This is a genomic window from Mycobacterium sp. GA-1285, assembly GCF_001499905.1.
GTDB lineage: Bacteria > Actinomycetota > Actinomycetes > Mycobacteriales > Mycobacteriaceae > Mycobacterium.
In genome coordinates, this window is sequence record NZ_LQIS01000055.1 from 102,554 (window position 1) to 129,083 (window position 26,530).

Here is a 26,530-nt window from a genome sequence, read left to right on the forward strand (position 1 = left end):
TCACTTGGCGGTCTTGGCATCCGCTTCGGGGTTGCGGCTCGCCCACCCTTCTCCGGACTTGAGTTTCGCGGCCGCCGCCTCGATGCCGGCGTTCATCTCGTCCATCGCCAACGACACCTCGTTGGCGGTGTAGTTCTGTCGGCCCGTGGGCAGTCCGCCGAATGCGTAGCTCTCGTCGAAGACGGGTGCCTGCGACGGCGCGCGGCGCGCCTCCGCCTTCTCCAGGATGGGCTCCAGGCGTCTGGCCTTCTCCGCCACCGCCTTTTCGTCGCGTTCGATGAACTCCGGCAGGACCTCCTTGCCCATCAACTCGATGGACTCCATCGTCTCCTCGTGCCTGCGCGGCGTCAGCAGCAGGATCAACTCGTCGACACCGCTTTCCTCGTAGCCGCGCAGAAACTTGCGAACCGTGTCCGGGCTTCCGATCGGTCCGCGGTCGGGTCCGTAGACGATGGTCGGATCCTTCTCGATCTCCTCGAGGTGCCGCTTCCACACGCCGGTCCGGCCCGGTGTGTGCATGCCGGTCATGTAGTAGTGCATGATGCCGAACGCGAAGAAGCCGCCGCCCTTGCCGAGCCGTTCGATGGCCTGTTCGTCGGTGGGGGCCACCATCATCGACAGGTCACCGCCGATGGCGAGGATGTTCGGGTTCATCTGCGGGGTGACAGGCGCAGCGTTCTCCTCGAACTCCTTGTAGTAGCCGTTCACCCGCTCGGTCAGCGGTCCCGGACCGGTGTAGGCGAAACTCAATGCGCCGAGGCCCTTTTGGGCTGCCATGGCCACCGATGCGGGCCTGGTGCATGCCACCCACACGGGCGGGTGCGGCTTCTGCAGTGGTTTGGGCACGACGTTGCGCGGCGGCATCTCGATGTGCTGACCCTTGAACCCGGTGAACGGCTCCTCGGTCATACAGCGGATCGAAACCTCCAGCGCCTCTTCCCACATCGCGCGCTTGTCGGCGGGGTCGACGCCGAAGCCGCCCAACTCGCCGACCGACGACGACTCCCCGGTACCGAACTCGACCCGCCCGTTGGAGATCAAATCCAGGGTCGCGACCCGCTCGGCGACGCGGGCCGGGTGGTTGACGACCGGCGGCAGATGCATGATGCCGAAGCCCAGACGGATGTTCTGGGTCCGCTGACTGGCCGCGGACAGGAAGATCTCGGGCGCGGTGGAATGGCAGTACTCCTCGAGGAAGTGGTGCTCGGTCAGCCACACCGTCGAGAAACCCGCCTTGTCCGCGAGTTCCACCTCGTCGAGACCGTCCTGGAAGAGCTTGTGCTCGTCGTCTTCGCTCCACGGCCGCGGCAGTGGGAATTCGTAGAACAGCGAGATCTTCATTTCGTTACCTTTCGATGTGTATCGAGTGTCGAATCGGTACTAGTGCCGGCCCGAACTCCAGACCCGGACAGCTGTTCGGCGATGTGCTTGGCCGCGACATAGCCGAAGGTCATCGCCGGGCCGATGGTGGCGCCGGCGCCCGCGTAACTGCGGCCCATCACCGCGGCCGACGTGTTGCCGACCGCGTAGAGGCCCTCGATGACGCCATCGTCGGCACGCAGAACCCTGGCGTATTCGTCTGTGCGCAGTCCCCCGGAGGTGCCCAGGTCGCCGAGGATGATCTGGAACGCGTAATACGGCGGCTTACCCAGCGGGTGCAGGTTCGGGTTCGGCAGCGTCGGATCGCCGTAGTAATTGTCATAGGCGGAGTCGCCGCGGTTGAAGTCGTCGTCGTGGCCGTTGCGCGCCAGTTCGTTGAACCGCTCGGCGGTCTGCCGTAGTTGTGCGGGCGGAACGCCGATCTTGCTCGCCAGTTCCTCGAAACTGCTTCCCTCGTGGACGACACCGGATTCCAGCCACGCCCTGGGCACCTTCCAGCCGGTCGGCACGGGCGCGAACGGGATCTTGGGAATCGGCAGATGCCCGGCGACCACGTACCGGTGGAACGACCGGATATCTGTGATCAGCCAACACGGAATGTGGGTGACCCCGCTGTTGTGGCCCTCGATCATCGCGTGCGCGAAGTCCATGTAGGGCGCGGCTTCGTTGATGAACCGCCTACCTTCGCCGTTCACCACGAACTGAGACGGCATCATGCGTTCGTTGAGCATGAACTGCAACCGCCCGTCGGGCCAGCAGATCGCGGGAAACCACCAGGCCTCGTCGAGCAGATCGGTCGAGCCGCCCACCTTCTCCCCTGCCCGGATGGCATCACCCATCGACGCCGGATTACCGAAGCTCCAGTCCTTTTCGAGCACCGGAAGGTGCTGGCGGCGCCACTCCATGTCATGGTCGAATCCGCCCGCGGCCAGGATCACGCCGCGCCGGGCCCTGATCCGGTGCGGGCGGCCGTCGCGCTCGACGACCGCGCCGATCACCGCTCCGTCGACGTCGGTGATCAATTCGGTCATCGGCGTGTCGAGCCAGACCGGGACGTTCTGCTGTTTGAGCGCCAGCCGCATGCGGGCCGCCAGCGACTGGCCGATGGCCGCCATCCGGTCGCCGAAGACGCGGGCACGGAACATCCGCCAGATCAACTTGACGAGAACGGCCTTGCCGCGCCAGTTCTGGCGCACTTGGTAGAACAGCCGAAGGTCCTTGGGCGCGAACCAGATTCCCTTCGGTGCCAGCGCGAGAGGCTGCAGCAGATTCTGCTCCTCGTCGCCCAGCTGGCGCAGGTCGATGGCGGGCACGTTGATGGTGCTGCCCTGCGCGGACCCGCCCGGCAGTTCCGGATAGTAGTCCGCGTAGCCCGGCTTCCACACGAATTCGAACCACGGGCTGAGCTTTTCGAGGAACTCCATCATCTCCGGCGCGGCATCGACGTACTGGCGCAACCGGGCGTCGCTGACCAGGCCGCCGGTGATCTGGCGCAGATACTCCACGACGCCGTCGGGATTCGGCACGTAACCGGCCTTGCGCTGCGCCGGAGCGCCGGGTACCCAGATGCCGCCACCGGACAACGCGGTAGACCCGCCGAAGTGCGACGACTTCTCGACGATGAGCGTGTCGAGGCCGAACGCGTCGGCGGTCAGCGCCGCGGTCATCCCGCCGCCGCCGGAGCCGACGACGAGCACATCGACGGTGTGGTCGAACTTGTCAGACATCCAGAACCGCCGTCCTGATTGCAAAGCCTGCGATCAATTCCGGTGCCGCCTGGTAGAACCGCTGCTCGATTCGGTACGGGCCGTGTGCGGCGAGTGCGGCGAACGCCGCGATCCACGTGCGAACTTCGTGGGCGGAGTGGCCGGCTTCGCGTTCGATCCACTCGTTGGACCAGCCGTCGACCTCGGCGAGACGATTGGTGTCGATCAGTTCGAGGAAGGCCGCGTCCCAGTCCGGGTTCAGCGGCTGCAACGGGCTCTCGCCGTGGGCGAACGCCTGCGCGGCCTCCATCACCGCCACCTGCCGGGCCTGCCGCTGTTCGGCTGTCATGGGCACGCCGTGCACGATCCGTTCCAGTGCGGCGGGTGGCGCGGTCGCCAGCGTGGGCACCGGCGGATCATGGGACAGCCCACCGGATCCCACGACGAGGACACGTTTGTCGAGCGCCGCGAGATGTGTGCCGAGTGCCGCTCCGAGCGCCCGCACCCGGCGCACCGGGCCGAGCGGGGTGGCCACCGAGTTGATGAAGACGGGGATCACCGGCACTGACGTCGCATCGCCGAATAGGTTCTGCAGCGGCTGGACCGTTCCGTGGTCGACGTCCATGCTCGCCGAGATCGCGACGTCGATCCCCGACTCGAGAAGCGCTCGCGCGCAATCGGTCGCGACATCCTGGGGCACGTCCAATGGTCCGGCGTGCGAGCCGTAGTCGCCGACGCCCTGGGCGGCCGTCCCGATGCAGAACGGCGGCATCGTCCGGTAGAAGAAACCGTTGTAGTGGTCCGGGGAGAAGATGACCACGAGCTCGGGAGCGTAATCCGCGACGAACCGGCGGGCATCGGATATCGCCGCCTCGATGTCGTCAAGGAGTTCCCGCGACGGTCCCGGAAGGTTCAGTAGCGGGCTGTGCGACATGCAGCACAGGGCCAGTGTGCCCATGAGAACCGGAGCCTCCTCCCTGGGTCAGACAAAGAACGTCGAAGAGCGCTTCGCTGACTTCGACGGCGCGCTGGGCGATGCATGCACCGGCGATGCAGCGGTCGGGACGCACAAACAGCACCGAGTCGGTGTAGGTGTCGAACCACGCCTTGAGCGCGCCGGTCCTGTCGCCGATGACCACCACATCGTCGTCGTCATGGCCCGGCCAGTGCAGCTGTGTCATCGGACGCGCCTCGATGAACTCCGCACCCAACGCCTTCCACCGGTTGAACGCGTTGTCGCCGAGGATGGCTCGCAGGTTGTTGCTCCAGCACAGCACCGCGAAGCCCGGTCCGAGCACGTCGTCGAGCAACAGGTTCTGCTCGGTGCGGGTGTCCACGCGCGGCTGGATGAACAGCGTGCCCGTCGGGGACACCGCACCCGCCGTACCGGCACCGGGGGGGGAATGGAACACCGCGCCCTGCTGGTAGCGCGGCATCGGCTTGAAACGCATCTCGAGGACGTAGCGCTTCAGCGACGGCACCACGGACGCGGCGTGAATGAGTCTGTCCCGCAACGCCGCAACCCTGCGGTTGGTCGGTGAGATCACGCGGCCGACCATCGTCGACAGGTCGATCATGGCGCGGGCGTGTTTGCGTCGCTCGACGTCGTAGGTGTCCAGCAGGGCGTCCTCGGCCTGCCCGTTCACCACCGCGGCGAGCTTCCAGCCGAGGTTGGCCGCGTCGCGGATACCGCTGTTGTATCCCTGCCCCTGCCACACCGGCATCAGATGAGCGGCGTCACCGGCCAACAGCATTCGGCCCTCGCGAAACGAACCGGCGATGCGCGAGTGATGCGTGTACACCCGGTGCCGGATCATGTCGACCTGCTCGGGATACGGAACACGTTGTGCCAACATCCTTCTGACGAACGCCGGATCGTCGGCTTCCGCGTCGGTCTCGTGCGGATGGATCAGGAACTCGAAACGGCGGATGCCGTGGGCGATCGAGATCGACACATAGGGACGCGCCGGGTCGGCGCCTACCTCACTATTCGGATGACCCAGCGGGTCGTTGGCGACGTCGACCACCAGCCAGCGGGTGGATGACGTCGTGCCGTCGAACGACACACCCATCAGCCTGCGGGTGGCGCTGCGGCCGCCGTCGCACCCGACCACGTATCGCGCCGTGACCGCCGGCTTGTCGTCGGCGAACTGAACCGTCACCGCGTCGTCGGTCTCGACGCAGGACACCATGCGGTGCCCGAACCGGACCTCCACGTGGTCGAATCGGTCCAGGCCGCCGAACAATTCGGCGTCGACCATGGGCTGCACGAAGCCGTTGCGTTTGGGCCAGCCGAACCGGGCGTCCGGCGGCGCCATCTCGGCGAGCAACCGCCGGTTGGCATCGAAGAACCGCAGGATCTGGTTCGGCACGGTGTGCGGCAGGATCCGGTCGACCAGGCCGATCGACTGAAATGTCCGCAGCGCCTCGTCGTCGAGACCGACACCCCGGGGGTAGTCGATCAGCGTGTCGCGCTCCTCGACGACCAGCGTCCGAACCTCGTGCAGCCCAAGGATGTTGGCCAGCGTCAGGCCCGACGGGCCCGCACCGACGATGACGACGTCGACATCGGTCGTCGCCGTCATAGCCGCCCCAGCAGGAAATCCACGTGCAGGCGATTGAACGTCTTGGGATCCTCGTACTGCGGCCAGTGACCGCAGCCGGGCATCACCTCGAAGCGGGCGCCGGGGATCATCGAGGCGATGCGCCGCCCCTCGGCGACGTCGGCGGTGGGATCGTCGCTGGTCCACACCACCAAGGTGGGCGCGGTGATCGATCCGTATTCGTCCGGCCCGAGGAGATTGCGTGCACGGATCTCCGGGTCCTGCAGCGCCATGATGTCGCGCATCGCCGACACGAAGTCGGGCTGGCGGTACACCCGCTGCCTGCTGGCGACGATGTCGTCGTAATCCTTGGTCTTGTCGGCCATCAACCACTTGATGCGCGCCTGCACCGTCTCCCACGTCGGGTTCTCGGCGGCGGCCATGGACAAGGTGACGATCCGCTTCATCACCTCGGGATCGGCCTGCGAACCGCCGGCGGTGTTGAGCACCAGCCGGTCCAACCGATCGGGGTGGTCGACCGCGAATCGGGCCGCGACCCAGCCGCCGAGCGACTCGCCGCTGATGTGGGCGCGGTCGGCGCCGACGGCGTCGAGGAACGCCAGCAGGTGGTTCACGTAGTGGCGGACTTCCAGCGGGTGGCCGGGTTTCTCGGTATAGCCGTGGCCGAGCATGTCGATCGACCAGACCGAGAAGTGTTCGGCGTGCGATTCCAGGTTGCGCACGTAGGCTTCCGCATGCCCGCCGGAGCCGTGCAGGAAGACGAGCACCGGCTTGTCGGGGTCACCGGCGTGCAGATAGCGCGTGCGAATTCCCCCGGCGTCGAGGTAGCCCTGAGAGAACGGGAAGCCCTGCAGATCGCTCCAGACGCTTTCGAATTCGGTTGCCTCCGAACGCCAATCGGCCGCCGCGGACGCCACCAGCGAATCCGACTCAGACACGCCTACCCTCTCTTGACCGCGAGAATCGAATTCTCGTATTTTGTAAGCACTCTGCTCATTTATCGCACACCCACGTGCACTATAGTCAGAGCATCACTCTCGCGGCAGCTTGATGTCAAGGGAAGTCGAGGAAAGGGACGCCATGCCTTCAGAGGGCGGAGCCCGGCAGGGAACGGAGCCTATCGCCGTGCCCAATGGGGCACCGGGCTCCCAGACGCTGGCCAGAGGCTTGGCCGCCTTGCAACTGGTGGCCAGCTCCCGCACCGGCCTCACCGCCCAGCAGGTCGCCGACGACATCGGTGTCCACCGGACCATCGCCTACCGGGTGTTGTCGACGCTGTCGCAGTTCCGGTTGGTGGCCAAGGGCGAGGACGGCCGCTACCGCTCGGCCGCGGCGCTGGCGGTGCTCGGGGCATCGTTCGACAACAACGTGCGCCAGCTGAGCCTGCCCACCCTGCGGGCGCTCGCCGACGAACTGGCGAGCACGGTGTCCCTTCTCGTCGCCGAGGGCGATCAGCAGGTCGCCATCGCCGTCGTCGTGCCGACCAATGTCTTCTACCAATTGTCGTTCCACGAGGGCAGCCGCTATCCGCTCGACCGGGGCGCCGCCGGGATCGCGTTGCTGGCGAGCATGCCGCCGCGACCGGGTGAACGTGATCTGGTGCCGCTGACGCGGGAGCAGGGCTGGGTGATCACCCACGGCGAGATCGAGCCGGACACCTACGGCCTCGCGGTCCCAGTGCGCCGACGACCACCGGCGCCGCCGACATGTATCAATCTCATCTCGCATCGCGAAGACGTCCTGACACGCGGCAGAGACGCGGTCATCAGGGCGGCCGACGAGTTGTCCGCGATCCTCAACTAGAGGGTCACTCCAGCCGGAAGGAGCAGCACGTGACCGCTTGGGATCATGACGTCGACGTGGTCGTACTCGGTAGCGGCGGGGCCGGTCTCACCTCGGCCCTGACCGCGGCCGCCAACGGCGCTTCGGTGGAGGTGTACGAGAAGGCGGCCACGGTGGGCGGCACGACAGCGGTGTCGGGGGGCATCATCTGGATCCCGGCGCACAAGCGGGCCGCCGGCGGCGAACTGACCGTCGAGGACGCGATGGCCTACCTGCGCGCTCAGTCTCTGGGTTACATGGACGACCACCTCGTCGAGACATTCGTGCGCACCGGTCCCGAGATGCTCGATTTCGTTGAGGCACACAGCGATCTGCGTTTCGAGGTTGCCGAGGGATTCCCCGACTACAAGCCCGAGCTGCCCGGCGGACGACCGTCGGGAGGTCGTTCGCTCAACGCCAAGCCGTTCGATCTTGGCCGGCTCGGGGAGTGGCGCGACCGCATCACGTCGTTTCCCGCCGATTTCAGCAACGTCGGCATTGACGCCGAGACCCGTGCGCGCATTCACGCCTCGGTCGACGACGAATCCGGCGACTACTGCGTCGCGGGCACCGCCCTGATCGCCGGACTGCTGAAGGGGTTGCTGGACCTCGGTGTGGCACCGCGAACCAACGCGCGCGCCGTCGAACTGCTGGCCGATCCGCTCGGCATCACCGGCGTGCGAATCTCGCAGGACGGCAAGGACTTCACCGTGCGGGCCCGTCGAGGCGTGATCCTCGGAACCGGCGGGTTCGAGTGGGACCGCAAGCTGGTCGAGGCGTACCTGCGCGGCCCGATGCGCGGACCCGTATCTCCGCCCAACAACACCGGCGACGGACTGCGGATGGCGATGGCGCACGGCGCCGACCTGGCCAACATGGGCGAGGCGTGGTGGGTGCCGATCGTTCAACTTCCCAGCGACACGTTCCAGGGTCAGCCGCGCAGCCGCAGCGTCCGCTTGGAACGGACCCGACCGCGCAGCATCATCGTCAACCGGGCGGGCAAACGATTCCTCAACGAGGCCGGCGAATACAACTCGATGGCGGGGCCGTTCCACTACCTTGATCCGAAGCTCGGCTATGCCAACGACCCGGCGTGGATCGTCTTCGACTCGCTGCACCTGAAGAAGTACGGTTTCCTCGGTATCGAGCCGGAAGGCCCTGCCCCGGAATGGTTCTCGCCCTCGAAAGACTTGGCCGAGCTCGGCGAGAAGACCGGCATCGATCCCGAAGGGCTGGCACGCACGCTGCATGCTTGGAACGAGGGCGTCGCCCATGACCGCGATCCGGATTTCGGGCGTGGTTCGAGCGCCTACGACGGCTACTGGGGCGACGACAAGGCTCCGACTCCTGCCGGGCGCACCCTCGGCCCGATCGATACGCCGCCGTACTACGCGGTGCCGGTGTCGATCGGCGCGATGGGCACCAAGGGCGGACCCCGTACCGACGCCGACGGTCGCGTGATGCACGTCAACGGGTCGACGATCCCCGGATTGTTCGCCGCGGGCAATGCGATGGCGGGCGCCACCGGCAAGGCGTACGGCGGAGCCGGCGGAACGATCGGTCCCGCAATGGTGTTCGGTTACCGCGCGGGGCTTGCGGCTTCTGCGTCCGTGTAACCCGCGGTTCGATCGCGCGCCAGTGCTCGACTGTGCAAGCTGATACGCCCATCGCGGCGTGTCGCGTATGAAACAGCACACTCGGCATCGTGTGCCGCCGCTCAGGCGACCGCCATTCCGATGAAATAGCTGCCCAACAGACACGCGGCGACGAGAATTAGCCAGCCGTCGGTGAGGCGACACAGCCAGGCGGGGGCATGGCGTACCTCCATGAACTCTCGGAAGATGATGCGCACCTTGACGAGTGCGATCACGATCGCGCTGACGGTGACCACGGTGCTGGCCTTCAGCGTGCCGTTCTGGTCGACCGCTTCGTCCATCCAGACGTAGACCAGTGTCAGCAGGGTCAGGATCGCCCAGGCGATCACGAGTCTCTTGTTGAAGGCGTTGGTCACCGATCACCTCACGACGTAGAGCATTGCGAAAATCAGCACCCACAGGAAATCGACCGTATGCCAGTACGTTGCCCCGGTTTCGACGAGTTCCTGCGAGCGTCGCGCAGGGCTGCGCAGCTGGTAGACGATCACGCCCAAGACGATGAAGCCGATCAACACGTGGATGCAGTGCAGCGACGTGAGGAAGAAGTAGTGCTGGAAGAACTCGTCGCTGGTGAACGTGTTTCCCATCCGGATCTCGAGGATCCATTCGAACACTTTCGAGATCACGAACGTCACACCGAGAGCGACGGTCACATACGCGTACGTCATCGCCGACCGGTACGAACCGTCGCGCGCGGCGCGGACACACCCGGCGATCGCCCATGAACTCGTCAACAGCACAACGGTGTTGAAGACGCCGATCCGCAGGTCCAGATCCGCCTGAGACTGCAGGAAGAGATCGGCGTTCTGCGTGCGCAGTGCCAGATAGACGGAGAAGTAGCCGGTGAACAGCATGGCCTCGAACAACACGAACAGCCACATGTCGGGCTGTCCGGGCACACGCCGTTGCGGCTTTTCCTCGAGCCGTTTCGACGCGGCACCAACGACGTCGGTCATCGAACCGCCTCCACGGATGCTGAGGATTGAGCTACACCTTTCGGCGGCGGGTCGGGCAGCGGCCCGGTGCCGAAATCCTCGCGCTCGATCATCTTTCGCAGCAACACGATGAACGCCGCGGTGTAGAGGATGAACACGACCATGTTGATCCACCACGCGATCGCACCGTTCCACGCGAATGCGCCGCGTTGAAAGATCCAGGCGGGTGCGACGACGACTTCGGTCAGCGCGTTGCACAGCCCTAGGTACGCGAACCACTTCGGGAACACGTTGTTCTTGTCGAGCAGGATCGCCACCAGCCAGACCACGGAACCGACCAGGAACACCCCCATCGTTCCACTGAACGACAGGAACGCGAAGTCGTACATCCACACGATCAATTCGGGGTCGCGATCCGGTCGGAGCGCACCGACGGTCATCGCGATGGCCATCACCAGCATGCCGGGCAGGGCGGCGAGCGAATACATGATCAGGTACGAATAGGCGAAGACGCGGCTCACCGACATCCGCCACATCGAGTATGCGAGAAGCGCATTCATCGGTGCACACATGCCCGAGATCAGGAACACGACACCGAACCCCGTGAGCAGGCCGAGGTGGCGATCGGCGAACCACTGCACGATCAACGGCGTGTCCCAGTCAGGGCTCGGCGGTGGTTGCACGCGCGTGACGAGGAAGAACAGCACGCCGTACAGCTGGTAGAAGACCACCATCACCCACCACGCGAACCACAGCTCGCGCTTGGGGTGGTAGCGGAAATTCCAGACCAGACGGCGTAGCCGTGAATGGTCGGGCGGATCGGGCGCCGCTACCGCTTCCGCACTCAGCGCGCTCATGCGGGGACCGCGACTTCTGCCCGTTGGCGGCGGATGTTCTGTGTGAGAACAACTCCCATCACCACGATCCACACGGCGATCGCGATGTTTTTGACCCAGAACGACAGCACGCCGTCCCACGCCAGCGGGCCGGTCATCGTCACCGCGCCGAATGCCGCCGGCATCAGGGCAACGGCGACGAGCAGGTTGAAGTGCGCCACCCACGGCCGAAAGACCGGCCGATCCTGGCGATCCCAGTAGATCGCCAGGGCCAGCACCAGGCACTGCGCGATGAGGTAGGGCACCAGTACCGTGAAGGTGACCCAGGCGAGGTCGTTGAGCAGTTGCGTGAGCTCGGGGGAACGCTCGGGCCGGAAGGCCCCCAGCAGCCAGAACATATTGGCGATCAAGAACAGCGTCGGCGGACCGCCCGCGCAGCCGATCAGGCAGTAGGTCAGGATCGGCGTGCGGTGTGCCATCTTGCGTACCTGCATCGCAAGCAGAATCACCGTCGGGATCAACCCGACGCCGAACCAGTTGAAGAGGATCATGCTGTAGCGGATCCGTGCGGTCTCGTCACGGTAGAAGGCGGCGACCTCCTCGGCCGACATGGTCGGCGACATGGGGGGCACGAAGCCGGGAAACAGCAGGAACGCCGACAACCAGATGATCACCATCGCAGGCAAGGCCCACAGCATGATCAACTCGCCATCAGTTCGTCTCATCGTCTGCTCCCACGCTAGTTGCCGATCGGCTACTCGAACGGTAGCCGATCGGCAACCAAATGGTCAATGCTGGGCTACCCTCGACGGTGTGGCCACGGCAGAACAGAGATTCAGTGCGATCACCCGCACCGCTGCGCAGACCAGGGTCCTGGATGCCGCTTTGAAGTTGATCGCCGAGCACGGAGTCAGCGGCACATCGCTTCAGATGATCGCCGATGCCATCGGGGTCACCAAGGCGGCCGTGTACCGCCAGTTCAAGACGAAGGAAGAGATCGTCATCGCGATCACCGAGCGCGAGATGAGCCGGCTCGAGGATGCGCTGGAAGCTGCCGAGGCGGCCGGCCACGGACTCAAATCGCGGGAGATCCTGCTCGACCGGATGATCGACCAGGCGATCGAACGGCGCGGAGTCGTCACCGTGCTGCAGTTCGATCCGGTGATCCTGCGGCTCCAGGCCGAACATGAGCCGTTCCAACGATTCATCGAACGGCTGTATGCCGCGTTGCTGGGCACCCACGCCGGCCCGGAAGCCCGGCTACACGCCGCGGTGCTGTCCAGCGCGATCAGCGTGGCCGTCATGCATCCACTGGTTGCCGATCTTGACGCCGAAACGCTTCGCGCTCAACTTATTCAGATGTCCCGGCGAATGCTCGACCTACCCGAGCGGGGTCAGGTTCCCTCATGTACGACGAAGAGGCGCTCGGCGGCGGTATAGGGATCGTCGGCGCCGTCGGCGACCGCCGCGGCCAACCGATTCAGGTCCGGATGGGTGAGCAACAACGTCTGCGCCAGCGACAAAATCTGCGCCCTGGCCCGCGCGGCGCGTCGTTCCCGGCTGTCGGAGCGGTGATGCGCCTCGATCGCGTCGACAAGCTCGACAACGCCGTCGCCTTGGGCCGCAACCAATTTCAGGACCGGAGCTTTCGTCTCGGCACGGAGGTCACGCACGGTCTGGTCGGCACCCTCGCGGTCTGCCTTGTTCACCACCACGATGTCGGCGACTTCCAGCAGACCTGCCTTGGCCGCTTGCACGGCGTCGCCTGCGCCGGGATTGAGGATCACGACGGTGGGATCGGCGACGGCGGCGATCTCGATCTCGGACTGTCCGACGCCGACGGTCTCCAACACCACCAGCCCGTAGGACAGCGCCGCGAGTACGCGGATCGCCGCGGGCACCGCTGCGGCCAGGCCGCCGAGATGTCCGCGCGCCGCGACGGATCGGATCAGGACGTCGGGGTCGTTGATGTGGGCGGCCATCCGGATCCGGTCGCCGAGCAGTGCTCCCCCGCTGTACGGCGAGGACGGGTCGACCGCCAACACAGCGACGCGTTCGCCACGTTCTCGGTAGGCGCCGACGAGCGCACCGACCGTCGTCGATTTCCCGGCGCCCGGCGGTCCGGTCACACCCACGATCCGCGGCGCCTCGACGGACCCCAGCGCGTCGAGAAGCTCGCTGCGCCTGGGGCTTTCGACGATGCTGAGTAATCGGCCGGTCGCACGGGTGGATCCCTCGCGCGCCGCCTCGATGAGCTCCGCAAGTCGGTCTTGGCTGGTCATTGACTGGCAGTCTACGGAGTCGGCACCTCGATGACCGTGGCCGATCCCATGCCGCCACCCGCACACATCGCGGCGACGCCGATCCCGCCGCCGCGCCTGCGCAATTCGTGTACGAGCGTGACGAGCATCCGCGCGCCGGTAGCTGCCACCGGATGGCCGAGCGAGCATCCGCTTCCACTGACGTTGACCCGGTCGGGGTCGATGTCGAGCAGTTTGACAGTCGCCACGCACATCGCAGCGAACGCCTCGTTGATCTCGAACAAGTCGACGTCGGCGATCGAAATGCCCGCGCGCTTGAGGGCTTTCGGGATCGCCTCGACCGGCGCCAGCCCGGTGAATGCGGGGTCGACACCGACCGATGCCCATGCCTTGACGGTTCCCAGCGGGGCCAGCCCGAGCCGGTCGCTGGCGAGTGTGAGCACCGCGGCTCCGTCGTTGGCGCCGCAGGCGTTGCCGGCGGTGATGGAGAAGCCCTCGATCTCTGGATGCAGCGGTTTGAGCGCGGCGAGTTTCTCGATGCTGGTGTCGCGGCGCGGATGCTCGTCGGTGTCGAACAATCCGTACGGCGTCTCGATAGGAACGATCTCGTCCTCGAAGCGGCCCTCGTCGATCGCCTGGATCGCCTTGCGGTGCGAGCCGAGCGCCCACTGGTCCATCTCCTCGCGGCTGACGCCCGCGCGGACGGCGGCGTTCCAGCCGACGGTGATCGACATGTCCATGTTGGGCGCATCGGCGCGGTCCGGGTGTGTGGGCGGAAACCAGTCGAGCATCGCGGCGTCTTTGGCGCTGCTGGCGCGGCGGGTGAAGCGCGGGGTGGTGGACGCGGAGTTCACGCCACCGGCGATCACCACCTGATCCATACCCGCGCGGATGCTGGCTGCGGCGCTTTGGACCGCGGCCTGCCCGGCGGCGCAATGCCGGTTGGTGGACAGCCCGGGCACCGAAGTGAGGCCCGCGGTGATCGCGGCGTGGCGCGCGATCACTCCGCCGCCGTAGAGACCTTCGCCGAGGATGACGTCGTCGATCGTCAGTCCGTCCACCTCACCGGCGGCCCCGCCGACCACGTGCTCGGCCAACTCATAGGCATCGGTGTCTCGCAGCGTGCCCTTCATCGCGGTGCCGATGGGCGTGCGCAGGGCAGAAACGATCACGGCTTCAGGCATTGAGTTCTCCATCTCGACCAGTGTGAGAATGTTATTCTCTCAAGCCGAGAGTGCCAGTTGCAAGAAAGGGAACCATATGCAGATCGCGGGTAGCTCGGCAGTCGTGGTCGGTGGCGCCGGCGGTCTCGGCGAGGCGACGGTCCGGCGTCTGCACGGCGCAGGAGCCAAGGTCGTGGTCGCGGACATGGCCGACGACAAGGGCAAGACGCTGGAGAGCGAACTCGGCGTGCGCTACGTCCGCACCGATGCGACGTCGGAGGACTCCGTCAACGCGGCCATCGCCGAGGCTGCCGCGGTGGCTCCCCTGCGCATCTCGGTGGACACCCACGGAGGTCCAGCCAGCGGCGGCCGGCTCATCGGCAAGGACGGTTCCCCGCTGGGCCTCGACGGCTTCAAGACGACGATCGAGTTCTACCTGACGGCGGTCTTCAACGTGATGCGGTTGGCGGCCGCGGAGATCGCGAAGTCCGAGCCGCTCGACGAGGGCGCCCGAGGCGTCATCATCAACACCGCGTCGATTGCCGGTTACGAGGGACAGATCGGCCAGCTGCCGTACGCCGCGGCCAAGGGCGGCGTGATCGGCATGACGCTGAATGCCGCACGTGATCTCTCGCCGCTCGGTATCCGCGTGGTCACCATCGCGCCGGGCACCATCAACACCCCGGCGTATGGACAGGCGGCCGACCAACTCGAGCAGTACTGGGGTCCGCAGGTGCCGTTCCCGAAGCGGATGGGCCGGTCCACGGAATACGCGCAACTGGCGCAGAGCATCGTCGAAAACGACTATCTCAACGGCGAAATCATCCGCCTCGACGGAGCGCTGCGCTTCCCCCCCAAGTAGCTCGTGTTCCGCGAGCGTGCGTGTTTGCACACGACACGCCGCGCAATTTCAGCAGTTTGCGCACCATCGCGCCATCGCGACGGTGCGCGTCTGCATCTGGCACGTGTGCTCAGCCCGGGCCATACGAGGCCGTGCGTTTCGCATACCGGTCGGGTTCGACAGGTTGCGCACACTCGCACGCGCACGAGCGTGCGCATAGCGGCGCGCGCGAGCGGCGTGTCGCGCAGCAGACACGCACGCTCGCGCCAACCTGAGTGTGCGCTACTTCTTCTTGGCGTTCAGCCGCGCGACGATCTCACGGAAATCGTCGGTTTTGAACGACTGCTCCTCGGCGGTGTTGGCGTAGTCGAGCACCGCCAGCACCGAGCGCTCGAGGTGAATGTTCAACAGACGCTTGGTACTTTCCACCGCTTGGCGCGGCAACTCCATGATCTTCTTCGCGCAGGCGATCGCCTCGCTCAGCGGATCCTCGACGACGTGGTTCGCCAGACCCAGTTCGGCGGCGCGCTGCGCCGAGATCCGCGCACCGGTCAGCGCGTACTCCTTGGCATGTAGCAGGCTCATCTCCAGCGGCCACACCAGCGGCCCGCCGTCGGCGGCGACCAGACCCACCTGAACGTGTGGATCGGCCAGGTACGCATCGTCTTTGATGTAGACGATGTCGGACAACGCCACCAGGCTGCAGCCCAGGCCCATTGCCGGACCGTTGACGGCCGCCACCACAGGAATCCGGCAGCGTGCCATGCCCAGCACAATCTCGCGGCCATGCAGGATCGTCTTGGCGCGCAGATCGGCGTCCTGACGCAACTCCTCGAGGTAACCGAAGTCACCACCGGCCGAAAAGGCCCGTCCCGCACCGGTGATCACCGCCGCGCGAGCCTCCCTGTCCTCGGCCAGCCGGGGCCACAACCAGGCGAGCCCGCAGTGTAAATCGTCATTGACCGAATTCAGGGATTCCGGCCGGTTCAGCGTGATGATGCGCAACGCGCCGTCGGCCTGAACGTCGATCTCCGGTGGTAGGTCGTACAACTTAGACTCCTAATCCGAGAATGCGTGAAGCGATGATGTTCTTCTGAATCTGCGAGGTACCGCCCATCACGCTCTGCGCGCGGCTGTACATGTAGGCGCCGAACAATTCGTGATCACCGGTGCCGACGGTGGCCAGCGCAGCATGCCCGACTGACTGCTCGGTCCACGTCATCAGCAGCTTGTCCAGGGAGCCCTGCGGCCCGTGCGTCATCCCGTCGAGCTGTTCGGACAACCTTCTGCGCACGTGCAGCCGCAGCATCTCGGTCTGCACCCACGCCCACGTCAGTTCCTCGGGAGCCGGGCCCTCCACCCGGGAGGCCAGCTGCCGCACCAGCTTTCCGTAGCGAGCCGAGAAACCCAGCGTCGACGGCTCTCGCTCATGGCTGACGACGGTCATCGCCAATCTCCAGCCCTCACCGGGTGCGCCGACCATGTTCTCCGCCGGGACCCGGGCCCCGTCGAACAGCACCTGGCCGAACTCCTTGGTGACGCCGCTGATCATCTTCAGCGGCCGCTGTTCGATCCCCGGCTGGTGCATCGACACGATGAACGCCGAAATGCCCTTGTGTTTGGGGACATCCTTATCCGTGCGGGCCAGCAGAAGGCACCAGTCGGCCACGTCGGAATAGCTGGTCCAGATCTTGTGACCGTGGATGACGTAAGTGTCGGGGTCGTCACCGCACAGGGTCGCCGTCGTGGTCAGCGACGCCAGGTCTGAGCCGGCGCCAGGCTCGGAGAAGCCCTGGCACCACCGCTCCGTGCCGTTGATCATCCCGGGCAGGAAGCGCTGCCGAAGCTCCTCGCTGCCGTGGTGGGACAGCCCTACCACCAGATAACCCAGGCTCGGCCGCGCCGGCGCCCCGGCCTTGGCGATCTCCTCGTCGACGATCACGTCGTAGACCGGCGGCAGGTCCTGTCCGCCATACTCTTTCGGCCACGACGTACCGAAGAAGCCGGCCCCGTAGAGCGCCTGATGCCAGGCGCCCTGGGCGGCCCAGTACTCGTCGCCGGATGTCGGGAACTTGCCCTTCTGTTCGGTCAGCCAGCCGCGCAGCCGCTCACGGAACGCGGCTTCCTCGGGTGAGTCACGAAAGTCCAATGGACAACTCCTCCAACTTCACGGGCCATGTCTCGGTGGCGGCCAGCACCCGGCGCAGGTAGACGTGGGCCAAGCACTCCCAGGTGTTGCCGATGCCGCCATGTACCTGTATCGAGGTCTCACAGACGGTCAAAGCCGAGCGCGCACAGTAGATCTTGGCGACCCGCGCCGCCTCGATCGCCTCGGCGGCCGGCAACTCGTCGACCGCCCACGCAGCGTGCCGCAGCACGCTGATCGAGCCTTCGATCAGGGCGAGACTCTCGGCCAGGAGGTGACCGACCGCCTGATACGACCCGATCGTCGCACCGTACTGTTCGCGCACCTTCGCGTATTCGACGGCCAGATCCTGCGCTCCCCTGGCCGCGCCGAGCAGGTCAGCGCACGACACCGTCAGCGCCAAGGTGCGCCATCGGGCCGCATCCTCCTCCGAAATCTCGTCCAGTTCAACGGGCGACTCGACTACTCCGGCTAGGCTTTTCGTCAGATCCACCGAATCCGCCGAAGCAGCAGCAGCCGGCTCACGCCCGGCCCGCATCCGAAGGTCGTCGGCGAGCACGGGTCCGATGAACGGCACGTCGACCAGGCCCCGGGCGAACTCCTCGGCCACGATCGCCACCTCAACGCCCGAGGCGCCGTCCGAGCGAAGCGTGCGAAAGCCGGTGGCGTCCACCGCCTTCTCCAGCCTCGCGATCCGGTTCGCATCGTCGAGGTCGGCCACCGACCCGGGACCGAGGTCATCGGCCAGGGCAGCGGCGGCGGCCCGCAACTGTTGTTGTTCACTGGTCAGACGGACGTCCACAGACGCTCCTTCAACACTCGACGCAGAACCTTCCCCGAGGGCAGACGCGGGATCTCGGGCACGACGACGACCCGGCTGGGCCGCTTGTAGGAGGCCAGCCGCTCCCCGACCCACGACGCCAAGTCCTCTTCCGGCACTGGCGCATTCATCTTCACGGCGACGATGATCGCCTCGCCGTCGGCGGTGTCCGGAACACCGAAGACCGCGCAGTCCTCGACCGCGGCATGCCCGTGCAGTACCGCCTCCACCTCCGCGGGCGCGACCTGGAAGCCGCGCACCTTGATCATCTCCTTCGACCGGTCGGTGATCCGCAGCCACCCGTCGTCGTCGAGAAAGCCGACATCGCCCGTGCGATACCACCCGTCGTCAAATGCTCCCGCAGTCGCCGACTCCGGCAGGTATCCGGCCATGACCGAATCCGACTGAACCTCGATCTCGCCGGCCTCACCCGTCCCGAGAACCGCACCCCCGTCCAACGACACCACCCGCACGCGCACTCCGGGTACCGGCCGGCCCACGGTGTCCAGGTGTCCGCCGTCGACGTCGTTGCACGAGATCACCGGCAACTCGCTCGCACCGTATGCGGTCGCCCACTTCACCCCTGTCCTGGCGGTGACGGCTTCCGCGACGCTTTGAGTGACCGGTGTCGCACACCACATGATGTAACGCAGCGACGAGAGGTCGTAGGACTCCAGATCCGGATGCGCCGCTAGCGCCAAAGCAATTGGCGCCACGGCCATCTCGATGGTGATTCCGTCACTTTCGATGTGGCGCAACATGGCATCGATGTCGAAGCGCGGGTGCAGCCGGATCCAGGTTCCCGTATCGAGTGCCATCACGATGTTGAGCAGGCCCAGAATGTGCGAAGGCGGTGTCATGATCTGCATGCGGTCCGACGACGACAGCCGCAGCGCGTCGCGCCAGTGCCGCACGGCGACGTCGAACGCCGCGTGCGTGTGACGCACTGCCTTGGGCATACCGGTGGTTCCCGAACTGAACACGAACAACGCGTCGGCCTGCGGATCGGGCGGTTCGAACGCGCGCCGCGTCGGCTCGATCGGATCGTCGAGCGAGAGCATCGGCATGAGTTCGGCGAGCACCGGGTGATCGCCTACCGCGTGCGCCGGTCGGGTCAGGGCGAGCGCGTGGTCGGTTTCCGCGCGCCTCCACGCGGGGCTGAGCAGTACCGCCGAGGCGCCCAACTGCCAGATTGCGCGCAGCGCGACGACGAACTCCGGACGGTTGGACGACATCAGCGCGACTCGGTCCCCGGCCCGCACACCGCGCTGTTCCAGGGTGGCGGTCATCCCGGCGGTCAACGCATCGAGTTGCGACAGCGTGTACTCACACTGCTCGAAGGCGAGCGCGATCGCCTCACTCACACCCTGTCCTCACTAGTGTCACGGGGCCCGATTTCGCTTTGAGAATAGCGTATCATTTAACGAGAATGATATTCTCGCACAGTTAGAACCGACATGCCAGGAGAGCGATTGATGACGGCGGATCCGATGCCTGACCAGCCGGCACAGGGTGGCGGACAGGTGACGATCGTGCTCGACCGCAAGAAGGTATCGGTACCGCGCGTCGCCAACGAGACGCTTCTTGAGAGCGCCAGGCGGGCGGGATTGTCCCCGCCCTTCTCATGCGAGGCCGGCAACTGCGGTACCTGCATGGGCAAGCTGACCGAAGGCCGCGCGACGATGCGCGTCAACGACGCACTCGACGAGGACGAGGTCGACGAAGGGTACATCCTCACCTGCCAGGCGATCCCGGAGACCGACACGATCAGCGTGACCTACGACGACTGAGCCGCGACGTCGCCGTGTTCGTCGACGCGGGGCGCCGGCCGGTACTCGGGTTCATAGCCCGCGATCTGAATCGGGCTGCGCACCAATCGGAAATCACCCGCCTGCACGATCACCTCGGGCGTCTGCTCCAACGCCTCGGGCAATGTGCGGACCGCGGCGACCGGAATACCCAAGGGACGCAACCGCGACTCCCAACTCGCGGCGGTGTCCGTGGCCAACGCGGCAGCGACGATCGCCAGCACCTCGTCGCGCTTGGCCGCGCGTTCGGCCATCGTCGGAAAGCCGTCGATACCCGCTTCGGCCGAGAACGCCCGCCAGAACCCGTCGTGGGTGATGAACAGCGCCAGGTAACCCTCCGCTGTCGCGAACAGTTGCGCCGGAACGTAGTACGAATGCGCCCCGAACGGATAGCGCAGCGGCACCGCGCCGTCGTTGAGATACGCCGAGGCGCGGTAGTTCAACTGCGAGAACATCACGTCCCGCAGGGACACGTCGACCTGGCCACCACGGCCGGACACGATCTGCGCCAGTAATCCAAGCGCCGCGGCCAGACCGGTCGAGTTGTCGGCCGACGAGTATCCCGGCAACGTCGGCGGTGCGTCGGGATGTCCGGTCATGGCCGCGACGCCGGTCGCCGCCTGAATGACGTAGTCGAACGCCGGATCGTCGCCGCCCTCGAGCCCGAAGCCTGTCATCGCCACACAAACGATGCGGTCGTTGAATCTCTTGAGCGAGTCATACGTCAGGCCGAGCTTCTTGATCGCGGACGGCTTCATATTCACCAGTAGCGCATGGGAATCCGCGACGAGTTCCCCGAGACGCGCGCGGCTGTCTTCAGAGCGTAGGTCGAGCACGACGCTCTTCTTGTTGCGGTTGAGACTGGCGAAATAGCTGTCGCCGACCTGACGCGAGATCTCCCCGCCCGGCGGCTCGATCTTGATGACCTCCGCGCCGAGATCGGCCAGAAGCATGGTGGCGTAGGGGCCGGCCAGCATGACTCCGACCTCGATGATGCGGATGCCCGCCAGCGGTCCACCCGCCGTCACCGCACCGCCTTGGCCAACTCTGCAATCACCTCGCGCGTCCGGTATTTCGACGCGATCAGTTCGTCGCGGTTCTCACCGATCGGCAGCAGCCGGACGGACAGGTCGGTGACTCCGGCGTCGGCGAACCGCTGGAATCGGGCAAGGATCGCTTCCTCGTCTCCGGCCGCGCACAAATCGCCGACGTCGCGGGCGTCGCCGCGGTCCAGCAGCCGCTGGTAATTCGGCGACGTCTCGGCCTCGGCGAGGATGCGGTTCGCCCGTTCTTTCGCCGTCTCGATCTCCGAATTCGCGCACAGGCACACGGGAATTCCCGCGACGATGCGCGGAGCAGATCTGCCCGCCTCGGCTGCGGCCTTGTTGATCTTGGGCGCGATGTGGTCGCCGATGGCCTTCTCGTCGGCCATCCACAACACGGTGCCATCGGCGCGCTCCCCCGCGATCTGCAGCATCACCGGGCCCAGCGCGGCCACCAACACCGGCAGCGGGCTTTCGGCGCCGAGGACGGTCGGGTTGTGCACCGTGAAGGTGTCGTTCTCCACGTCGACGTCGCCGGGACCGGCGAGCGCGGCGCTGAGCACCTCGAGATAGTCGCGGGTGTACGCCGCGGGCTTGTCATACGGGAGGCCGAGCATGTCGCGCACGATCCAGTGGTGCGACGGGCCCACCCCGAGCGCGAGGCGTCCGCCGGCCATTGCGTGGACCGACAGCGCCTGACGCGCCAGCGCGATCGGGTGCTGCGCCTGCAGCGGCACCACGGCGGTACCGAGCTCGATCTTCGAGGTGTGCGCGGCCATCAGCGCCACCATGGTCAGGCAGTCGAAGTCGTTGGGCACCTGCGGCATCCACGCGGTGTCCATCCCCGCGGATTCGGCCCACTCGATATCGGAGACCAGCTTGTTCACCTTGCGCGCCATATCGCCGCGTTCGGCCCCGATCATCACGCCAAGGCGCATGTCAGTTCTTCCTTCGAGAGTTCAGCGCCGAGCGACTCACTGTTCACCCGCCCCATCTTCGCCCACCGTTAGCTTGCGCACCTCGTCGACCAGGGTGTCGAGCGGAGTGCCGGTCGGGAACACCGCAGCGGCACCCGCGGACAGCAGCTTCGGCACGTCACCCTGCGGGATGGTGCCGCCCACGACGACCGCGATGTCGCCGGCGTCGGCCGCGCGCAGGGCCTCCACCGTGCGCGCGGTGAGTGCCACGTGCGCACCCGAGAGAATCGAAAGACCCACCAGCGCAACGTCTTCCTGCAGGGCTATCGACACGATGTCTTCGATGCGCTGCCGTATTCCGGTGTAGATCACCTCGAAGCCCGCGTCCCGCAGCGTCCGTGCGACGATCTTCGCGCCGCGGTCGTGTCCGTCGAGGCCGGGCTTGGCGACGAGCACCCGCACCGGCCCGCCCGCAGAAGAGTCCGCCATCAGAACACCACCGGCTGCTGGAACTCGCCCCACACCGACTTGAGCGTCGAAACCATCTCTCCCACAGTGCAGTAGGCGTTGGCGCAGTCGACCAGCTTGTGCATCAGGTTGTCATCACCTTCGGCCGCCCGCGCCAGCGCCGCCAATGATCCGGAGACTGCGGTGGCGTCGCGCTCGGCCTTGACTTTCGCGAGTCGCTTGAGTTGCAGATCGCGGCCCTCGGCGTCGAGTTCGTAGGTCGCGATCTCGGGCGGCGGTTCGTCGGAGACGAACTTGTTGACCCCCACCACCGGTCGCGCACCGGACTCGATCTCCTGGTGGATCTTGAACGCCTCGTCGGCGATCAGGCCCTGCAGGTAACCGTCCTCGATGGCGCGGACCATCCCGCCGTGGGTCTCGAGATCGTGCATGATCTCGATGATCTTCTCCTCGGTCGCGTCGGTCAGCGCCTCGACGAAATACGACCCGCCGAGCGGATCGGCGACCTTGGTCACGCCGGTTTCAAAGGCGAGGATCTGCTGCGTGCGCAACGCCAGCGTCGCCGATTCCTCGCTGGGCAGCGCGAACGGCTCGTCCCACGCCGCGGTGAACATCGACTGCACGCCGCCCAGCACAGCGGCCATCGCCTCGTAGGCGACCCGGACGAGGTTGTTCTGGGCCTGAGGTGCGAACAGCGATGCGCCACCGGCCACACAGCCGAACCGGAACATCGACGCCTTGTCCGACGACGCGCCGTAGCGCTCGCGCACGATCGTCGCCCAACGCCGCCGTCCGGCCCGGTACTTGGCGATCTCCTCGAAGAAGTCGCCGTGGGTGTAGAAGAAGAACGAGATCTGCGGCGCGAACTGATCGATCGTCATGCGGCCGCGTTCGACGACCGTGTCGCAGTAGGTGACGCCGTCGGCCAGGGTGAACGCCATCTCCTGCACCGCGTTCGCGCCGGCGTCGCGGAAGTGCGCCCCGGCGACGGAGATCGCGTTGAACTTGGGCACCTCGGCGGCGCAGAACTCGATGGTGTCGGCGATCAGGCGCAGCGAGGGCTCGGGCGGCCAGATCCACGTGCCGCGTGATGCGTACTCCTTGAGGATGTCGTTCTGGATGGTGCCGGTGAGCTTGGCCCGCGGCACGCCCTTCTTCTCCGCGGCGGCGACGTAGAAGGCCAGCAGGATCGCGGCGGTGCCGTTGATCGTGAAGCTGGTGCTGATCTTGTCCAGCGGGATGCCGTCGAAGAGGATTTCCGCGTCGGCGAGCGTGTCGACCGCGACACCGACCCGGCCGACCTCTTCGCCGTACTCGGGGTCGTCGGAGTCGTAGCCGCATTGGGTCGGCAGGTCCAGCGCCACCGACAGCCCGGTACCGCCCTGTTCGAGCAGGTAGCGGTAGCGCCGATTGGACTCCTCGGGCGTACCGAACCCCGAGTACTGGCGGAACGTCCACGTCTTGCCGCGGTATCCCGACGCGAAGTTTCCGCGCGTGAAGGGATAGGTGCCGGGCGGAGGTGGCTCTGTATGCCTGTCCGCCGGCCCATACACCGGCTCGAGCGGGATCCCCGATGGGGTCTGTACTGGCTCGCTCATCACGGATAACGTACTTGCAAAAAATGAGAATGCCAATACCGCATCCCGGAAACCTGCACCGAGGAAGGGGCGTCCTTCGGCCGAGAAAGGCATCGAAGCCGCGGTACACAGCGAATATGGCACTTGCGTAAAATGAGAACGTCAATACCGATCACGTTCTGGGTCCGCTAGCATCGTGGGGCGACGCAGGTCGCAGCCAAAGGAGGTCCATGTCCGCCTTCACTGACCGCACGCTCGTCGTCTCCGGCGGCAGTCGCGGCATCGGTCTCGCGATCGCGCTCGCCGCGGCCAGGCGGGGCGCCAACTGCGTGCTCCTGGCCAAGACAGCCGAACCGCATCCGAAGCTGCCGGGCACCGTGCATACCGCTGTCGCCGAGGTCGAGGCCGCGGGCGGCAAGGGTGTGGCGGTGGTCGGCGACGTGCGCAAGGAAGAAGATGTGCAGCGTGCGGTCGACGCGGCCGTCGAGCATTTCGGCGGCGTGGACGTCGTCGTCAACAACGCCAGCGCCATCGCCACCGAGCCGACCGAGCAACTGGCGGCCAAGAAATTCGACCTGATGATGGACATCAACGTGCGCGGTACCTTTCTGCTCACGAAGGCCGCGCTTCCGTATCTGCGCAAGTCCGGCGCCTGCACGGAAGGCGCACAAGCGGCGGGAGCGCACGTGATCACGTTGGCGCCGCCGCTGAACTTGAGCCCGCACTGGCTGGGCGCCCACCCCTCCTACACACTGTCGAAGTACGGGATGACGCTGCTCTCGCTGGGCTGGGCCGCCGAGTATGCGGACACCGGCGTCGGATTCAGCTGCCTGTGGCCAGAGACCTACATCGCGACGTCTGCGGTCGCCAATGCGCCCGGCTTCCAGGAGATGCTGAACCGGTCCCGCGACCCGCAGATCGTGGGTGACGCGGCCGCCATGATCCTGTCCCGACCCGCGGCCGACGTGAACGGCAAATGCTTCATCGACTCGAAACTGCTCACCGAATCCGGCGTGACGGACCTGTCGCGCTACGGCGGTGGAGACGACCCCATCCTTGATATCTTCGTCGACAAATCATGAGCATCTCCCTGCTGCTCGAGATGGCCTCGAGCGATCCGGACCGCACCGCGGTGGTGTCGGGCGAATTGCGGCTGACCACAGGTGAGTTGAGCGCCCTGGCCGACGGCGGGGCGGGCGTCATCGCCGCGTCGGGCGCGTCGCACGTCGCGTACGTCGGCATGGGCGGCGCGATGCTGCCCCTGCTGCTGTTCTCGTCGGCGCGCGCCGGTGTGCCGGTGACACCTCTGAACTACCGGCTCAGCGCCGACGGACTCCGCGAACTCATCGACCGCCTCCCCCAGCCTCTCGTCGTCGCCGACGCGGAGTACCGCGACATGGTCGCGGGCGCGGGCAAGGCGGTCATCAGCTCCGATGAATTCCTCGACGCCGCGCGGGCTGGCGAGCCCGGCCCAGATGTCCCAGTGTTCGCCGATCCCGAAGACGTCGGCGTCGTGCTGTTCACATCCGGCACGACGTCGCGGCCGAAAGCTGTTGAGCTGACTCACAGCAACCTCACCAGCTACATCACCGGCACAGTCGAGTTCGACTCCGCCGAACCCGGCGACGCAGCGCTGATCTGTGTCCCGCCGTATCACATCGCCGGTGTCAGCGCGGCGTTGTCGAACCTGTACGCCGGTCGAAAGATGGTGTACCTGCCGCAGTTCGACGCCAGAGAATGGATCCGGCTGGTACGCGATGAGGGCGTGACGTCGGCGACGGTCGTGCCGACGATGCTGGACCGCATCGTGGCCGCCCTCGAGACCGAGAGCGTGTCGCTGCCGACCCTGCGCAGCCTGGCGTACGGCGGATCGAAGGTGCCACTTCCGTTGGTGCGCAAGGCGCTTTCGCTGCTACCTGAGGTCGGCTTCGTCAACGCCTACGGGTTGACCGAGACCAGCTCGACCATCGCCGTGCTCGGGCCTGACGACCATCGCGAAGCGCTTGCCTCCTCCGATGAGGCGGTCCTGCGCAGGTTGGGTTCGGTCGGCCAGCCGGTGCCGGGAGTCGAGGTACAGATCCGCAACGCCGACGGCGAGGTGCTCGGTCCCGGTGAGACCGGAGAACTGTTCGTCCGCGGCGACCAGGTGTCCGGCCGCTACACCGAGATCGGGTCGGTGCTCGACGCCGACGGGTGGTTCCCCACCAAAGACATCGCGATGCTCGACGCGGACGGTTATCTCTTCATCGGCGGGCGTTCCGACGACACGATAATCCGCGGTGGCGAGAACATCGCACCCGCCGAGATCGAGGACGTCCTCGTCGAACACCCGGCCGTGCGCGATTGCGCCGTGGTAGGACCCGAGGATCCGCAATGGGGTCAGATCATCGTCGCGGTGGTCGTCCCTGCCGACACGCCGGACGGCCCGGCCACCCCTGATGCCGACGAGCTGCGCGAACATGTGCGACGCCAATTGCGCGGCTCGCGGACACCCGACCGCGTCGTGTTCCGCGACGAGTTGCCGACCAACGCGACCGGCAAGGTGCTCCGTCGAGAACTGATCGCCGAGTTGACAGCCACGAAATAACA

26 protein-coding genes are annotated in these 26,530 nt (G+C 66.3%); 7 read left to right on the forward strand and 19 right to left on the reverse strand.

Features of this window, described 5'->3' with window-relative positions; all coding sequences use genetic code 11:
* Genes AU193_RS22175 through AU193_RS22195 form a run of 5 tightly spaced genes read right to left on the reverse strand, consistent with a single transcriptional unit; the run spans window position 1 to window position 6,588 of the window.
* Entirely contained in the window at window positions 1-1,341 is a 1,341-nt protein-coding gene (locus AU193_RS22175) for an LLM class flavin-dependent oxidoreductase (protein ID WP_064424534.1), read from the reverse strand.
* Window positions 1,338-3,107: an FAD-binding protein gene (locus AU193_RS22180; RefSeq protein ID WP_064424535.1), complete on the reverse strand. Its 1,770-nt coding sequence runs from the start codon at window positions 3,105-3,107 to the stop codon at window positions 1,338-1,340. The genes AU193_RS22175 and AU193_RS22180 overlap by 4 nt, the downstream gene beginning before the upstream one ends.
* Complete coding sequence (locus AU193_RS22185) at window positions 3,100-4,020, reverse strand: 3-carboxyethylcatechol 2,3-dioxygenase (protein WP_064424536.1); 921 nt, start codon at window positions 4,018-4,020, stop codon at window positions 3,100-3,102. The genes AU193_RS22180 and AU193_RS22185 overlap by 8 nt, the downstream gene beginning before the upstream one ends.
* Window positions 3,968-5,671 (reverse strand): bifunctional 3-(3-hydroxy-phenyl)propionate/3-hydroxycinnamic acid hydroxylase, encoded by a 1,704-nt coding sequence (locus AU193_RS22190; RefSeq protein WP_064424537.1) that lies wholly within the window; start codon window positions 5,669-5,671, stop codon window positions 3,968-3,970. Before AU193_RS22190 ends, AU193_RS22185 begins: the two co-directional genes overlap by 53 nt.
* The gene (locus AU193_RS22195; RefSeq protein ID WP_371259271.1) at window positions 5,668-6,588 is read right to left on the reverse strand and encodes an alpha/beta fold hydrolase; all 921 of its coding nucleotides are present in this window, start codon (window positions 6,586-6,588) and stop codon (window positions 5,668-5,670) included. Before AU193_RS22195 ends, AU193_RS22190 begins: the two co-directional genes overlap by 4 nt.
* Window positions 6,589-6,730: 142 nt before the next feature.
* Between AU193_RS22195 and AU193_RS22200 the strand changes: the two genes are divergently transcribed.
* Window positions 6,731-7,453, forward strand: coding sequence for an IclR family transcriptional regulator (locus AU193_RS22200; protein WP_064424538.1), 723 nt, complete (start codon window positions 6,731-6,733; stop codon window positions 7,451-7,453).
* 29 nt (window positions 7,454-7,482) lie between these two features.
* Entirely contained in the window at window positions 7,483-9,087 is a 1,605-nt protein-coding gene (locus tag AU193_RS22205; protein ID WP_064424539.1) for an FAD-dependent oxidoreductase, read from the forward strand.
* A 101-nt stretch (window positions 9,088-9,188) separates the two neighbouring features.
* On the opposite strand, the gene AU193_RS22210 is transcribed toward AU193_RS22205, so the two are convergent.
* The 4 genes from AU193_RS22210 to AU193_RS22225 are packed head-to-tail and all read right to left on the reverse strand — an operon-like array spanning window position 9,189 to window position 11,622.
* Window positions 9,189-9,482 (reverse strand): cytochrome C oxidase subunit IV family protein, encoded by a 294-nt coding sequence (locus AU193_RS22210; protein ID WP_064424540.1) that lies wholly within the window; start codon window positions 9,480-9,482, stop codon window positions 9,189-9,191.
* A gap of 3 nt (window positions 9,483-9,485) precedes the next feature.
* On the reverse strand, window positions 9,486-10,082 hold the full coding sequence (locus AU193_RS22215) for a cytochrome c oxidase subunit 3 (RefSeq protein WP_064424541.1): 597 nt from the start codon (window positions 10,080-10,082) through the stop codon (window positions 9,486-9,488).
* The gene (locus AU193_RS22220) at window positions 10,079-10,918 is read right to left on the reverse strand and encodes a hypothetical protein (protein WP_064424542.1); all 840 of its coding nucleotides are present in this window, start codon (window positions 10,916-10,918) and stop codon (window positions 10,079-10,081) included. The genes AU193_RS22215 and AU193_RS22220 overlap by 4 nt, the downstream gene beginning before the upstream one ends.
* Entirely contained in the window at window positions 10,915-11,622 is a 708-nt protein-coding gene (locus AU193_RS22225) for a hypothetical protein (RefSeq protein ID WP_064424543.1), read from the reverse strand. Before AU193_RS22225 ends, AU193_RS22220 begins: the two co-directional genes overlap by 4 nt.
* A gap of 88 nt (window positions 11,623-11,710) precedes the next feature.
* Between AU193_RS22225 and AU193_RS22230 the strand changes: the two genes are divergently transcribed.
* Complete coding sequence (locus AU193_RS22230) at window positions 11,711-12,337, forward strand: TetR/AcrR family transcriptional regulator (protein WP_064424544.1); 627 nt, start codon at window positions 11,711-11,713, stop codon at window positions 12,335-12,337.
* Here the strand turns inward: AU193_RS22230 and meaB are convergent.
* Window positions 12,292-13,179, reverse strand: a complete 888-nt coding sequence (gene meaB, locus AU193_RS22235; protein ID WP_064424545.1) for a methylmalonyl Co-A mutase-associated GTPase MeaB — start codon at window positions 13,177-13,179, stop codon at window positions 12,292-12,294. The genes AU193_RS22230 and meaB overlap by 46 nt on opposite strands.
* Before the next feature lie 11 nt (window positions 13,180-13,190).
* A complete protein-coding gene (locus tag AU193_RS22240) occupies window positions 13,191-14,342 on the reverse strand; it encodes a thiolase family protein (protein WP_064424546.1) in 1,152 nt (383 codons plus the stop codon).
* A gap of 76 nt (window positions 14,343-14,418) precedes the next feature.
* Between AU193_RS22240 and AU193_RS22245 the strand changes: the two genes are divergently transcribed.
* Entirely contained in the window at window positions 14,419-15,183 is a 765-nt protein-coding gene (locus AU193_RS22245; RefSeq protein WP_064424547.1) for an SDR family NAD(P)-dependent oxidoreductase, read from the forward strand.
* Between the two features lie 261 nt (window positions 15,184-15,444).
* Here the strand turns inward: AU193_RS22245 and AU193_RS22250 are convergent, their stop codons facing one another.
* The 4 genes from AU193_RS22250 to AU193_RS22265 are packed head-to-tail and all read right to left on the reverse strand — an operon-like array spanning window position 15,445 to window position 19,492.
* Window positions 15,445-16,212 (reverse strand): enoyl-CoA hydratase/isomerase family protein, encoded by a 768-nt coding sequence (locus tag AU193_RS22250; RefSeq protein ID WP_064424548.1) that lies wholly within the window; start codon window positions 16,210-16,212, stop codon window positions 15,445-15,447.
* A 1-nt stretch (window position 16,213) separates the two neighbouring features.
* A complete protein-coding gene (locus AU193_RS22255; RefSeq protein WP_064424549.1) occupies window positions 16,214-17,311 on the reverse strand; it encodes an acyl-CoA dehydrogenase family protein in 1,098 nt (365 codons plus the stop codon).
* On the reverse strand, window positions 17,298-18,110 hold the full coding sequence (locus AU193_RS22260; protein ID WP_064424550.1) for an acyl-CoA dehydrogenase family protein: 813 nt from the start codon (window positions 18,108-18,110) through the stop codon (window positions 17,298-17,300). The genes AU193_RS22255 and AU193_RS22260 overlap by 14 nt, the downstream gene beginning before the upstream one ends.
* Window positions 18,095-19,492 carry a class I adenylate-forming enzyme family protein gene (locus AU193_RS22265; RefSeq protein ID WP_064424551.1) on the reverse strand — a complete coding sequence of 466 codons (1,398 nt, stop codon included), beginning with the start codon at window positions 19,490-19,492 and terminating at the stop codon, window positions 18,095-18,097. The genes AU193_RS22260 and AU193_RS22265 overlap by 16 nt, the downstream gene beginning before the upstream one ends.
* A 111-nt stretch (window positions 19,493-19,603) precedes the next feature.
* On the opposite strand from AU193_RS22265, the gene AU193_RS22270 reads away from it, so the two are divergent.
* The gene (locus AU193_RS22270) at window positions 19,604-19,918 is read left to right on the forward strand and encodes a 2Fe-2S iron-sulfur cluster-binding protein (RefSeq protein WP_064424552.1); all 315 of its coding nucleotides are present in this window, start codon (window positions 19,604-19,606) and stop codon (window positions 19,916-19,918) included.
* On the opposite strand, the gene AU193_RS22275 is transcribed toward AU193_RS22270, so the two are convergent.
* Genes AU193_RS22275 through AU193_RS22290 form a run of 4 tightly spaced genes read right to left on the reverse strand, consistent with a single transcriptional unit; the run spans window position 19,906 to window position 23,962 of the window.
* On the reverse strand, window positions 19,906-20,964 hold the full coding sequence (locus AU193_RS22275; protein WP_064424553.1) for a CaiB/BaiF CoA-transferase family protein: 1,059 nt from the start codon (window positions 20,962-20,964) through the stop codon (window positions 19,906-19,908). The two genes, AU193_RS22270 and AU193_RS22275, sit on opposite strands and share 13 nt — an antisense overlap.
* Entirely contained in the window at window positions 20,961-21,917 is a 957-nt protein-coding gene (locus tag AU193_RS22280) for an LLM class F420-dependent oxidoreductase (RefSeq protein ID WP_064424554.1), read from the reverse strand. The genes AU193_RS22275 and AU193_RS22280 overlap by 4 nt, the downstream gene beginning before the upstream one ends.
* 36 nt (window positions 21,918-21,953) lie before the next feature.
* Entirely contained in the window at window positions 21,954-22,385 is a 432-nt protein-coding gene (locus tag AU193_RS22285; protein ID WP_064424555.1) for a cobalamin B12-binding domain-containing protein, read from the reverse strand.
* Window positions 22,385-23,962, reverse strand: a complete 1,578-nt coding sequence (locus tag AU193_RS22290) for a methylmalonyl-CoA mutase family protein (protein ID WP_064424556.1) — start codon at window positions 23,960-23,962, stop codon at window positions 22,385-22,387. The genes AU193_RS22285 and AU193_RS22290 overlap by 1 nt, the downstream gene beginning before the upstream one ends.
* Before the next feature lie 209 nt (window positions 23,963-24,171).
* Between AU193_RS22290 and AU193_RS22295 the strand changes: the two genes are divergently transcribed.
* Window positions 24,172-25,023 (forward strand): NAD(P)-dependent oxidoreductase, encoded by an 852-nt coding sequence (locus AU193_RS22295; protein WP_064424557.1) that lies wholly within the window; start codon window positions 24,172-24,174, stop codon window positions 25,021-25,023.
* The gene (locus tag AU193_RS22300; protein ID WP_064424558.1) at window positions 25,020-26,528 is read left to right on the forward strand and encodes a class I adenylate-forming enzyme family protein; all 1,509 of its coding nucleotides are present in this window, start codon (window positions 25,020-25,022) and stop codon (window positions 26,526-26,528) included. Before AU193_RS22295 ends, AU193_RS22300 begins: the two co-directional genes overlap by 4 nt.
* The last annotated feature ends 2 nt before the right edge of the window (window positions 26,529-26,530 follow it).